11 protein-coding genes are annotated in these 12,222 nt (G+C 56.5%); 5 read left to right on the forward strand and 6 right to left on the reverse strand.

Annotation, left to right across the window (positions count from 1 at the left end; genetic code table 11):
- Positions 1 to 672, reverse strand: a 672-nt coding sequence (locus tag VKV29_RS10300; protein WP_324201219.1) for an enolase C-terminal domain-like protein, incomplete at its 3' end; no start/stop codon positions are given.
- A complete protein-coding gene (locus VKV29_RS10305; protein ID WP_324201220.1) occupies positions 669 to 2,273 on the reverse strand; it encodes a M2 family metallopeptidase in 1,605 nt (534 codons plus the stop codon). The genes VKV29_RS10300 and VKV29_RS10305, both read right to left, overlap by 4 nt.
- Before the next feature lie 164 nt (positions 2,274 to 2,437).
- Here VKV29_RS10305 and VKV29_RS10310 point away from each other — a divergent pair, with 164 nt between their 5' ends.
- Genes VKV29_RS10310 through VKV29_RS10325 form a run of 4 tightly spaced genes read left to right on the forward strand, consistent with a single transcriptional unit; the run spans position 2,438 to position 5,996 of the window.
- Positions 2,438 to 3,895, forward strand: a complete 1,458-nt coding sequence (locus VKV29_RS10310) for a menaquinone biosynthesis decarboxylase (RefSeq protein WP_324201221.1) — start codon at positions 2,438 to 2,440, stop codon at positions 3,893 to 3,895.
- Positions 3,896 to 3,897: 2 nt separating this feature from the next.
- On the forward strand, positions 3,898 to 4,506 hold the full coding sequence (locus VKV29_RS10315) for an NUDIX hydrolase (RefSeq protein WP_324201222.1): 609 nt from the start codon (positions 3,898 to 3,900) through the stop codon (positions 4,504 to 4,506).
- Positions 4,503 to 5,117 carry a flavin prenyltransferase UbiX gene (locus tag VKV29_RS10320; RefSeq protein WP_324201223.1) on the forward strand — a complete coding sequence of 205 codons (615 nt, stop codon included), beginning with the start codon at positions 4,503 to 4,505 and terminating at the stop codon, positions 5,115 to 5,117. Before VKV29_RS10315 ends, VKV29_RS10320 begins: the two co-directional genes overlap by 4 nt.
- Positions 5,118 to 5,123: 6 nt before the next feature.
- Positions 5,124 to 5,996 (forward strand): UbiA-like polyprenyltransferase, encoded by an 873-nt coding sequence (locus tag VKV29_RS10325; RefSeq protein WP_324201224.1) that lies wholly within the window; start codon positions 5,124 to 5,126, stop codon positions 5,994 to 5,996.
- Positions 5,997 to 6,012: 16 nt separating this feature from the next.
- Here VKV29_RS10325 and VKV29_RS10330 read toward each other — a convergent pair whose 3' ends face one another.
- Positions 6,013 to 6,753, reverse strand: coding sequence for a GNAT family protein (locus tag VKV29_RS10330; RefSeq protein ID WP_324201225.1), 741 nt, complete (start codon positions 6,751 to 6,753; stop codon positions 6,013 to 6,015).
- A gap of 106 nt (positions 6,754 to 6,859) precedes the next feature.
- On the opposite strand from VKV29_RS10330, the gene VKV29_RS10335 reads away from it, so the two are divergent.
- The gene (locus VKV29_RS10335; protein WP_324201226.1) at positions 6,860 to 7,102 is read left to right on the forward strand and encodes a hypothetical protein; all 243 of its coding nucleotides are present in this window, start codon (positions 6,860 to 6,862) and stop codon (positions 7,100 to 7,102) included.
- Positions 7,103 to 7,524: 422 nt separating this feature from the next.
- On the opposite strand, the gene VKV29_RS10340 is transcribed toward VKV29_RS10335, so the two are convergent.
- The 3 genes from VKV29_RS10340 to VKV29_RS10350 all read right to left on the reverse strand — a co-directional run.
- Entirely contained in the window at positions 7,525 to 10,722 is a 3,198-nt protein-coding gene (locus VKV29_RS10340) for a S41 family peptidase (protein WP_324201227.1), read from the reverse strand.
- 175 nt (positions 10,723 to 10,897) lie between these two features.
- A complete protein-coding gene (lipA, locus tag VKV29_RS10345; protein WP_324201228.1) occupies positions 10,898 to 11,827 on the reverse strand; it encodes a lipoyl synthase in 930 nt (309 codons plus the stop codon).
- Positions 11,828 to 11,891: 64 nt separating this feature from the next.
- Positions 11,892 to 12,222 (reverse strand): transposase (locus VKV29_RS10350; protein ID WP_324201229.1); only part of this gene is annotated, 331 nt, incomplete at its 5' end.

The raw sequence follows: 12,222 nt of genomic DNA on the forward strand, positions 1-12,222 counted from the left end.
CGCGGCCACACGAGCTAAAGCATCCACATTTTCCGGTAAAACAGGCTCCTCGATGAAAAGCGGATGATAGGGACGCATGGCCTCCTCCATCTGCACGGCCATGGCCGGGCTTACCCGTCCATGAAAGTCCAGCAAAATATCTACCCCGTTTCCTACGGCTTCGCGCACCGCTTGAACACGCGCTGCGGCCTCTTCCACCAGCTGATAATGGTCGAGCACATGCACCTTTTCAAAGGGGCAGAACTTCATGGCGGTGTACCCACGCGCTACCACCTCTTTGGCGCTCTGCGCCAGCTGCTCCGGCGTTGCGCCATGCGGCCGACTATACATTCGTATCCTATCACGTACAGCTCCCCCAAGCAACTGCCAAATCGGTGCGTTCAGCGCCTTCCCCAAAATATCCCATAAAGCCATTTCAATGCCCGAAATGGCCGCGCAAAGGATAGGCCCACCACGCCAAAAAGCACCTCGATAGAGGCTCTGCCAATGGTGGGTGATGCGGAAGGGGTCTTGAGCGATAAGCGCATGTTCATAACTGCGCACAGCCTCGGCCACCACAAAGGCCTTATCGCCCAAGCACTCCCCCCATCCTTCAATTCCTTCATCCGTGGTGACCTTCACAAAAACCCAGCGCGGTTCCGTGAGAAAGGTGCTTATCTGCGTGATCTTCAACTTTGTATAGCCTCCTGGAGTTGTTGCACAAAATAGTGGGGATTTAAGGGTTCGCCCGTCGCTTTTTGAAGCCACTCTTCCCATGGCCAGAGCGCCCCGGGCGCAAAGAGCCTCTCGCGCAGGTAGGTACCCAATGCCGGTGTGAATGATCGGGAACAGCCCAACTCCTCCAGTTGTTTCTCTACCTGTGCTGCGATGAGGTGCCCTAAAAGGTAGTTATGATAGTAAACCGAGGCGGTGGCGATATGAATTTTAGCCGCCCAATCCGGCGTGTCTCGCTCCTCGGGGCGCCTTACACGCTGATACCGCTCTACCAAATCCCACCAAAGTGTGTTCAGATCGCCATCCGGGTTTGCATAAAGGGCCTGCTCAAAGTGATACATTACCAGGCACCAACGCATAAACACCAAAAGGCTTTGAGCCTCATAGATGCGCGCACTCTGGCCTATAGTCTCCGCCGTCTGCGCCGGCACATCGGCATACGTTGTAAGCCATTCCGGCTGATGGGTTCTGCTTCCCGCCCACAGCGCCATGGCTTCGGTGGTCATGGTGTGTGCGGGGCGTCGCAATAGGTAGGGTAACTCCGGGGAGATATATTTATCGTAGGCGGCGTGGCCGAATTCATGCAACATGGTGTTCATCCATCGGGCATTGGGGCGGCAGTTGCATAACACCCGAATGTCGCCGCGCCGATCGATATCCGTGCAGAAAGCGTGCTGGCATTTCCCCATGCGTTCATAGAGATCGGAACGCGCCAGGATATCTTCTATCGGCAGCCCGATGTCATCATAAAAGCGCGCCGTAATCGCCTCCAGGTTCTTGTCGGCAAAATAGGGGTCTAAGTTCAAACCGCTAGGCTCCGGTGCTTGAAAGAAGCGATTCGCGTGGTGCCACGGACGAATCGCTTCCGGGCTAACACCGTAACGCTCTGCCAACTGCCCGTCAAGCGAGTCGCGATAGAGGTTCCAGAGCGGCTCGGAAATATGGGCTAGCTCCTCCATTAACGCATCGAGCCGCTGCAAATCTAGCTCCTGTAGCTCGATTCGCAAAGCATAGTAGTTTGGGTAACCTAGCTTCTGAGCCTCTTGGTTTCGGAGTGCTGCCAGCCGGCGAATCCTATCGGCCACCACAGCGCCGATCTGTTTACTGGCCTCCCAAGCCTCCTTGCGAAGCGCCTCATCTCGCGATTGAACCAGAATCTGCTCTAACTCGTTATCGCTCACCTCTTTTCCACGCAGTCGTGCCCGATGGTGGTTATAGGTATCTGCTATCTCCACCTCTAACGCCACGATCTCCTTCAGAATCTCCTCATCGCCCTGACGGCTGAGATAGGCATGAAGGATCAGCGTATGCTGACGCTTTAGAAGCGGGTCGGATAGTGCCTCTACCGGCAGCTCTTTGAGATAGCGATAGGTCTCCTTATCGGCGTAGATCAGCGCCAGCTCTGTGCGCAACTGGCGTGCACGTTCCGCAGCTTCTCGGCTACCCGTTGTCTGCATCTCCCAAGAGGCCAGTGCGGCCTCACGGGAGAGAGGTTCGATGACGGCAAGGTGCTGCTCAAGAAATCGCTTGAAACTATCTTCTCTATTTTCTACCGACATTCAGAATTCACCTTTTCATAAGAACAATGGAGTTTGGCCGCCCATTTACCATGTTATTTCTGCTTCTAACCCGATTTTCCCTCTAAAAAGTTCGCATAAGAGGGCAGGGTATAATTCGACAAACGTATATAACATTGACGACTGACATATAAGGGGGATAGAGGGTGGCCTACACCGATTTTCAAGACTTTCTTGCCTGCCTCGAAAGGGCGGGTGAACTTAAACGCATCAAAGAGCCTCTCGATCCCTACCTACAGATCACCGAGGTAGCCGATCGCGTTATGCGCCAACCGGGTGGGGGGCCTGCACTGCTACTTGAACACCCTGTCGGCAGCGATATTCCGGTGGCTATCAACGTTTTTGGCTCGCGCAAGCGTATGTCGTTGGCGCTGGGAGCCGACGATCTAGAGGACATCGCTTGCGAGATCGAAGCCCTCCTAAAAACAGAGATACCTAGCGGCAAGTTGCAGGCCATTCGAGAGCTTGCCCCCAAGTTGGGGGTGCTGGCCAAAATTCCGCCTCGCCATGCCAAAGGGCCGGGGCGCTGCCAAGAGGTCGTTACAACAGGCGATCAGGTAGACCTTTTTCGCCTACCTATTTTGCACTGCTGGCCTCAAGATGGAGGGCGCACCATCACCCTCCCGCTGGTTTTCACGCACGACCCACAAACAGGTCGCCGCAACGTGGGCATGTATCGCGTGCAGGTTTACGACCGTCGCACAACAGGCATGCATTGGCAGATTCACAAAGTGGGGGCAGAGCACGAACGCGCCGCTGCCGAGCAGAACCGCCCTATCCAGGTAGCCGTAGTGCTTGGCGGAGACCCGGCCCTCACCTATGCGGCCACAGCTCCCCTGCCTCCTGGCGTGGATGAACTTCTTTTTGCCGGGTTTCTCCGAAAAAAACCGGTTACCCTGGTGCCAGCAAAAACTGTGGATCTCGAGGTGCCTGAAGATGCAGAGATCGTGATCGAAGGTTGGATAGACCCCCAAGAGAGGCGCATGGAAGGACCTTTCGGCGACCATACCGGCTACTACTCTTTGGCTGACCTCTATCCGGTGTTTCACGTAACCGCCATTACGCATCGCAGAAACCCAGTCTACCCCTGCACCATCGTCGGGCGCCCACCCAAAGAGGATGCCTGGCTGGGAAAGGCCACCGAGCGGCTTTTCTTGCCCTTGCTACGCCTAAACCTGCCGGAAATTGTTGACATCAACCTGCCTGTGGAAGGCGTATTTCATAACATAGCCCTCGTTTCCATCCGCAAGCGCTATCCTGGGCACGCATTCAAGGTGATGCATGCTCTCTGGGGGCTAGGACAGGCCATGTTCACGAAGATGATCTTCGTCTTCGATGCCGATGTGAACGTGCAAGATATCAGTGAATGCCTTTGGAGAATCGGCAACAATATAGACCCCGAGCGCGATATGTGCCTCGTGCGCGGGCCGGTGGACGTTCTCGACCATGCCTCCCGCGCCTTAGGGTTCGGCTCAAAAATCGGGTTTGACTGCACGCGCAAGGGACCTCTGGAAGGGTTCCATCGAGAATGGCCCGATGTCATAGAGATGAGTCGAGAGATAAAAGAGCAGATAGACGCGCTCTGGCCCAAATTAGGACTTTAAGTATGGAGGAGAAAAGAACCCTTTTTGAAATCGAGACTAAGTGGGGGGCACAACCGGTACGCCTCACCGCATTTTCCTGCTGTCAACTGCCCACGGATGCCCCCGTCACCTCGGTACATTTTGTGGCGTTTCATGGAGGCCGTGTGCTTGTGGTCTGTGACCGGCGCGGCGTGTTTGGGTTTCCGGGAGGGCGACTTGAACCGGAAGAGACGCTCGATCAGGCGATGCTGCGGGAAGCTTATGAGGAGGCCTGCGCCCATCTGAATCCGGATTTCGAGCTATTCGCCGGCATCCGCATCGAGTGCACGGAAAAACTACCTGGTCGAAGCTACCCCTACCCCTACACCTATGTGGCCCTCTACACGGGCACCGTGCGGGCACTCGACCCCATACGTCGAGACCCGGCCGGCATCGTGGCCTCGCGCTCTCTGTTTACCTGTGAGGACTGCGAACGTCGGCTTGTTCTGCACGACCGCATCCTCCTCTGTGAGGCTATTCGCACCATCGCACATCGCAAAGGGGGGCAACGCATAGTGCGCGCCTTTCTCGGATGCGACCCTCAACGTGCGCGTGAACTCTATCAGCGTCTGCGGGGTGGCGCCATCAAGTGAACCCAACGCTCTCTACCAAAAGGCTTGTGGTGGGAATCACCGGGGCAAGCGGCGCCATTTATGCCTATCGCTTTCTCTGTGAGGCCATCCGGCGCTATGAGACGATCTACGTTATTCTATCGGAGCAGGCACGCCAGGTAATGGCTGTAGAGATGGGGCTCCATTTCTCCAACGCGCAAGACTTCGCGGCGCTCTTCCCCAAAGCCTCCCCCAAGGCGCTGCAACTGCTCACCCCTAAAGACTACTTTAGCCCACCGGCAAGCGGCTCTTTTCGCCACGATGGCATGGTCATCGTGCCTTGCTCTATGGGAACGGCAGCACGTATCGCCCACGGCATTAGCGATGACCTGCTTACCCGTGCCGCCGATGTGTGCCTTAAAGAGCGGCGCAAGCTCGTTCTGGTACCGCGTGAAACGCCTTGGTCGCTCATTCATCTGCGCACCTTTACCCAGTTGGCCGAGGCCGGCGCGGTGGTTTTGCCGGCGGCACCCGGCTTCTACCATCACCCGAAAACCGTGGAGGAGCTTGCCGACTTCGTGGTGGCACGCATCCTCCAGCAACTCGGAATGGAACAAGAGATCGTGCCGCAATGGCAGTTCGTGGAGGAGTAGTTCACGATGACCGCTCTTTTCCAACGCGCCAAGCTCTACCTTGAACTCGTAAAGTTTGAACATACCATCTTCGCACTGCCGTTTGCGCTTATCGGCATGCTGCTGGCCGCCCACCAAACCCGTGCCGGTCTAACCCCGCATACCATCCTATGGATTTTGGTCGCCATGGTGGGTGCCCGCAGCGCGGCCATGGCATTTAATCGGCTTGTGGATGCCGACTTCGACGCCCAAAACCCGCGCACGGCCAATCGGCATATACCGAGAGGCCTGCTTTCACGCACCCAAGTCACCGCCTTTCTCCTGTGCGCCGCAGGGCTTTTCGTGCTGGCGGCCGCCCAACTCAACCGTCTCTGCCTTATGCTCTCCCCTGCGGCCCTTCTCTTCACCCTCGGATACTCCTATACCAAGCGCTTCACCGCCCTCTGCCACTTCTTTCTGGGTATGGCCACCGGCATCGCCCCCATCGGTGCATGGCTGGCCGTAACCGGCTCCTTCGCATGGCCGCCCATTCTCCTATGGCTCTCGGTGATGCTCTGGATCGGCGGCTTTGATATTATCTATGCCCTTCAAGACTACGACTTTGACCTTCAAGCCCCGCTTTACTCTCTGCCGAAACGTATCGGTAAAGCCGGTGCTCTCACGGTTTCCCGCCTTATGCACGCCATCATGATTCTGCTCTTGTTCATGGTAGGACGCCTCTGTCACCTACATCTTCTCTACCTCTTAGGGCTGACCATCGTGGCCGCCCTCATCTTCTATGAACAGAGTTTGGTAAAACCAGACGACATACGTCGTGTAAATTTGGCCTTCTTCACCCTCAACGGCTGGGTGAGCGTGACTCTCTTCGGTTTTGTGCTCCTCGATGTTCTGCTGCACTAAGACCGTTTCGCCGCAACTATTCGGAGAGATATCGTATATCCTGCCGCAATAAGGGAGCCGTCAGCAACGAAAGCCGCTGCTTCTGAACCCCATTTGCATCGAAGTTATCGGAGCTTAACCAGCGTTCATACGCCGCTTTCAGTGCCGGCCACTCCCCATCTATTACCGAATACCAGGCCGTATCTCTATTGCGCCCCTTCACCACACGGGCTTGCCGAAAAATGCCCTCAAACGAAAAGCCAAGGCGTTGTGCCGCTTTGCGTGAGGGTTCATTAAGGGCATCACACTTCCACTCGTACCGCCGATACCCAAGCTCGTCAAACACATACTGCATCATCAGGAACATCGCCTCGGTTCCTACAGGGCGGTTCTGTAGCAAAGGCGAATAGCAGATATGGCCCACTTCAATACAGCCGTGTTCCGGCTCGATTCGCAAATAGGCGGCAACCCCCATCGCCCGTCCATACGCCCTCTCTACAACGGCAAAAAAGAGCGGGTCTTCGGTATTACTTGCCTCCTCCACCCACCGAGCATAGACCCGCAGATTCTCAAAAGGACCGTAAGGAAGATAAGTCCATAAAGCCCCTTGGGAATCGAGCCGGTTGGCCTCAAAAAGAGCCTTCGCGTGCTGCTGTACATGAAGCGGCTCCAGAGAGCAGAACCGCCCCATCAACGATACACGTTCGGGACGCGGGCGCGGGCGCCAATCGGGTACCTCTTCACCTATAGGCTGCCCTAAACGATTCAACATAGCCATGCCATATCTCCTCTTTTCAAAAACAAGAAGGAACGGGCAGCGTTAATAGCGAAATATTCACTGTGCGTTGCCGATGCGTAGGCGAAGACCCGAAAGGAGGGTTCTTATGCCTGCAGTTAATAAAGAAGCGATGATGCGAGTTCGCGCCCTTGTGAACCGGCGCTATGTGGATACTTCGTTGCTCAACATCCATGTGATCGGGGGAACCGTTCATTTTACCGGTGTTCTGAGGCACCTTCGCAACTATCCCGATATTGACCTTCGCGCCGAAATGGAGCACATCACGCATATCCTTCGACAACAGCCAGGCCTGCGCGAGGTGATATGGGACGTAACCGTGCGCGATTGAAAAGGCCAACGAAGTCGAACATCCTACACGGTTTTGCCGAACAGAGCGAAACGGCGAACTAACGGGATGTCATCGCTGCCAAGGACATTTCATCGCGCCTCCACAACGGTTAAAGGCGCGCTAGCTTGGATTTTTTGTGCCCAATGCCGCTCCCCGAAGCCTCATTTGCCACCCATACGAATAGCTCCGCACCCGTTCGCCTTCGGCAACCTGCTCCATCGTTTTAATCCCCACCAACGCCGAAACGCCGGTGCCACTGTCAACTTACTCTCAAAACCAGGGACACACAGAACCCTATTTCGAGCTTATTGCTCCCTTATGGTTGCATTCGGCGCCTTGAATGCTCCGGGCAACGCAGCGGCACGTGCTATAAGCTCGTTGTTTTCACCTAGGCCCGCTTCCTTAGGAAGCGGGCCATCGTTTTAAGAGGGCAACGGCAGCTTCGGTTTGTCCTTGAACTCGGGCCGCACCGGAGGCGATTCTTCCAGACGTTTCAATATCACCTCGATCCCCCGCTCCAGTTGAGGGTCTTTGCCCTGGGCATAGTCTTGCGGGGTAACATCCACCTCGATATCGGGGTCGGTACCGTAGTTCTCCACGCGCCAGCCCACATCCTGAAACCAGAACGAAAACTCCGGTTGGGTGGTGATCGTGCCATCCGCCAAAGGCATGCGCGGCCAAATGCCGATTACGCCTCCCCAGGTTCGTTTTCCGATCAGCGGCCCTAACTTCATGAGCTTGAACACATGGCTAAAAATATCGCCATCCGAGCCGGCCCATTGGTTGGTAAGCGCCACCATCGGCCCGGCAACCGAGTGTTGGGGATAAGGCTCCGGCGCCCCCCAACGCTGCAGGTCATACCCAATGCGTTTGCGGGCCAGTTTCTCGATGATGAGTTGCGATACGAAACCTCCTCGGTTAAAGCGGACGTCCACAATAAGCCCATCTCTCTCCACCTCTACCAAATAGAGCCGATGGAACTCTGCAAAGCCCCGCAAACCCATGTCGGGGATGTGCACATAGCCTACCCGCCCATCGGTGGCCTCATGAACCTGCCGGCGATTGTTCTCTACCCACTCCCGATATCGAGCAGGAAATTCGGAGCGCAGTGTGCGTACGCGCACATTTCGCTGCTCGCCGTTGGTATTCTGCACCGTGAGCACCACATCGCTGTCGGCTCGATGCACAAGCGCCTGGTTGGGCTGAAGTTGCGCACTCAAACGTTGCCCATCTATCGCAATAAGGAGATCGCCCTCACGAACATTCACGCCGCTGGCGCGCAAGGGGGAGTCGTGCTTTGGATCGCCCGCCGTGCCTCGTACAATGTGCACGATGCGATAGGCATTCTGTTCGGGGTCGTAACGAAAGTCGGCACCGAGAAACCCAATGGGATACTCCGGCCCTTTGCGGTAGTCCCCGCCGAACTCATAAGCGTGCGACGTTCCAAGTTCTCCTTGCATCTCCCAGATGAGGTCGGAAAGCTCGCCACGCGTTCCCACCCGATCCACCAGAGGCGCATAGCGCTCCCATACACGCTCCCAGTCCACTCCAGAAAGGTCTTCCGTCCAAAAGAACTCTTTCTGCAATTGCCATGCCTCGCGCAGCATCTGGCGCCACTCCGTAGGCGGGTCTACCTCCAACTTCACGCGATTTAAGGCAAGAATGCCACTCTGCCGTCCTGGCTCTGCACCCGCCTTCTCATCCGGCTTCTCGCCAGCTTTCAGCAGCCGAAGCGATTTTCCGGTGTGTACCAAAACTCGCTTCCTATCGCGCGACAGCCGAAAGCTCTTTACCCCTCCTAACAGGGTCTCCTTCTTTAGCGTTTTGAAATCGTAACATTCGAGCGAACCGGTGCGCTCTTCGGTATCGGGTAGCTCCTCCTCAACCGCCGGATAGCTGAGGAATAGCACCTTGCCGGCAAGGCCGGCTATCGTTCCGTAAATGCCTTCCGGTACGGGGAAGGGAATAACGCGCGTTTGAATGCCCTCTAGGTCTATGCGCAGCGGGGTGGGCGACTCGGAGGAGGGTTCGCCGGTCTCTTTCGTCTCTCCTTTTTTCTCTTCAGGCTCTGCAAGCGGCTCCCAAAAAGGCGAGAGCCTATCGGCCTGCAGCGTCACCAGGTAGGGGCGCATGCCTTTCGGAAAGCTCAGCTCGAACTGAAGCGTATCCGCCACCGGGGTAAACTCCCGCGCGCTGATAAAGTAGAGGAACTTGCCATCCGGGTCGAACGAGGGGTTGCTATCGGCAAGCACAGGGTCGGTGACATCGTGAACGGTCTTCTCCTCTCTATTCCAAAGCCGAATAGCGCTACGGTAAGGGCTAATAGGCAATCCATAGGCCAACCACTTGCCGTCCGGCGACCAATCCATCCCGCGCACCGCTCCATAGTCGCTGCGATCGCAGCGGGTCAGCGTGCCGTCTTCCAGGTTCACACAAAGCAGCTCGTTCCGATGGTTGGCAATAGCCACCACGTCCTCTTTAGGGGCGACGATCATCTCGTAGGGTCGCCCGATATCGAGCGCACTGAAGCGCTTCACCGGTTCCAGATCGAGCGTATGATGAACCTCTAAAACCTCACGGCCCTCCACATTAGCCACCACAACCACACGCTCCCCGTCGTTAAGCCAGCGGGCAAGGCGCAGTCGTACCGCCCCCTTGGCGTTCTCTTGCGCCGTCACCGGCCCTTCAAAGCAGCCCAAAGTAAAACTCTTCCCGCGCCCCGTTAACGCCACCTGCTCCTTGTTGGGATGCGGCTCATAACTCTCCAGATAGTCCATTATCTCCACGAACTTGCGCTGGCGCTGCACCCGTGGGCTGCCGTAGGTAATCGCGATTTTCCGAGAGCGATCCTCTTTCGGATCGTACACATAGAGATCGGCCCCCGCTTGGTAGACGATTCGCTTTCCGTCGGTTTTAGGAAAGCGCACGTAAAAGTCCTTATGGTCGGTATGGCGCTGTAAGTCCTCACCGGCGACCGTGCAGGAGTAGAGATTGCCTACCCCCTCGTGGTCCGAAAGAAAGTAGATACGGTCGCCCACCCACAGAGGGCAGGTGAGATTTCCGTCCAGCGTCAGAAGCCGTCGAAAATTGCCGTCGCCATTGGCGTCAATCCAGATGTCGCCGGCAGTACCGCCGCGATAGCGTTTCCATCGAGCCGGGTCGTTGTTGTTGCGTGCCAAAACCACACGCCCATCGGGCGCGAGGGAGAGGCTCACCGCATGTCCCACCGGAAACTGCTCCGGCAGGCTGCCGTCCAGGCCAACGGCCTGAACAAAGCCGATGCGGTCAAAGGGGCGCCCGCTATCGGTAGCGAAGAGCACTTTCTGCCCGTCCGGCGTCCACCCCAACACGGTGCTCGTTACGCCGAGATAGGTGAGACGTTGCAGAGGGCCGCCTTCGCTATCCATCACATAGACCTCATTGTGCCCCTCCTCACGACCGGTAAAGGCCAATTTCTTGCCGTCGGGTGAGAAGCAGGGAAAGCTCATCGCGGCGAGGTTCGCCGTCAATCGTTGTGCCGTTCCACCCTCTGTGGAGACGCTCCACAGATCGTCTTCCGATACAAAAACCACGCGATGGTTGTGTATGGTGGGGAAACGATAGTAGCCGTGTTGTTTCATAGACATCCTTATAGTGCGGCCTTGTAGCCGCTACCTCCTCTCTAAGCTTATGGCCCTTGTTCGCTAAACCAAAAAAACAGCCTCTTCCCTCTTCCTATCGGTAAAAGAGGCGTTATCGTGTGCCTTGCAAAGAATAATTTAACGTTTTTGGCAAATTTCCTGCTTAAAGCCGCTCTTAGACTATAGCAGGCAAGGGCTTTTCAGACGCCGCAGGTTCCTCTTGCCCCACGCGGGCAAGCCGCTCGGCAAGCAGTTGCTCGGAAAAGGCCTGTGCGTTATAGGACGAACGCACGAACGGCGCAGAGGCCACAAACAGAAAACCCATCTCTTTCCCGATGCGCTCATACTCCGCAAACCGATCGGGATGCACATACTCCACCACCGGCAAATGGCGTGTCGTCGTTGGCCGTAAATACTGCCCGATGGTCACCGCGCTTACGCCTACCTCCCGCAGATCGCGCAGGGTCTGCACGACCTCTTCATGGGTTTCGCCTAACCCCAGCATCAACCCCGATTTGGTGTGGATGGACGGATCAAGCCGCTTCACCGTGCGCAGCACTTCGAGGGTGCGCCGATACTTTGCCTGTGGCCTCACGATGGGCGAAAGCCGCTCTACCGTCTCGATATTGTGGTTGTAGATGTCGGGCTTGGCCTCCACAACCTTGCGAATGCACCAGACCTTGCCCTTGAAATCGGGGGTAAGCACCTCCACAATAACGCCCGGAATAACCTCACGAAGCGCCCGAATGGTGTCGGCGAAATGGCCGGCGCCTTCATCGGGCAGATCGTCACGTGCTACCGAGGTCACCACCACATGCTTCAACCCCATCGCCTTCGCCGTTTCCGCAAGTCGCCTCGGCTCTTCCGCATCTACCTGCAGCGGTCGGCCCACTTTAATGGCGCAGAAACCACAGTTGCGCGTGCAAATATCCCCAAGGATCATGAAGGTGGCGGTTTGCTTCGACCAACATTCGCCCAAATTAGGGCAGCGAGCGCTCTCACAAACTGTGTGGAGACGGCTTTCACGCATCATGCGCTCCACCAACGCCACCGTCTCCGGGCTGGGCACCCGTTTTTTCAACCACTCCGGCAATCTAGAGTTCATTTCCCTCGCTCCACAAAGCTCCCGCAAGCTTCAAAGATTGTACCTCACGGTCAGATACCCCTGGCTAAAGCGCAGGGGCTTGTGCCTGATTGGAAGCATGACCCTCTGACCGACACAATAGGGCGTCTGAACATTCGCCCCGTGCCTTGAGGTTTACCGCCGCATTGAAATCAGCATTCGCCTCAAAGCCACACTCTTGACAGTGGAACCGGCTCTGGCTCTTGCGGTTCTCTCTCGCGCAATGTCCGCATACAGAACAGGTGCGAGACGAGTTACGCGGGTCAACCAACACAACAGGCACTCCTGCCGCCTCTGCTTTATAGGCGATAAATTGACGCAGTTGCAGGAACGCCCAGTTACCGAGGAGCCATCGCATCTCGCGAGAAACCGTTTCT

The organism is Chthonomonas sp., from assembly GCF_035294165.1.
Lineage (GTDB): Bacteria > Armatimonadota > Chthonomonadetes > Chthonomonadales > Chthonomonadaceae > Chthonomonas.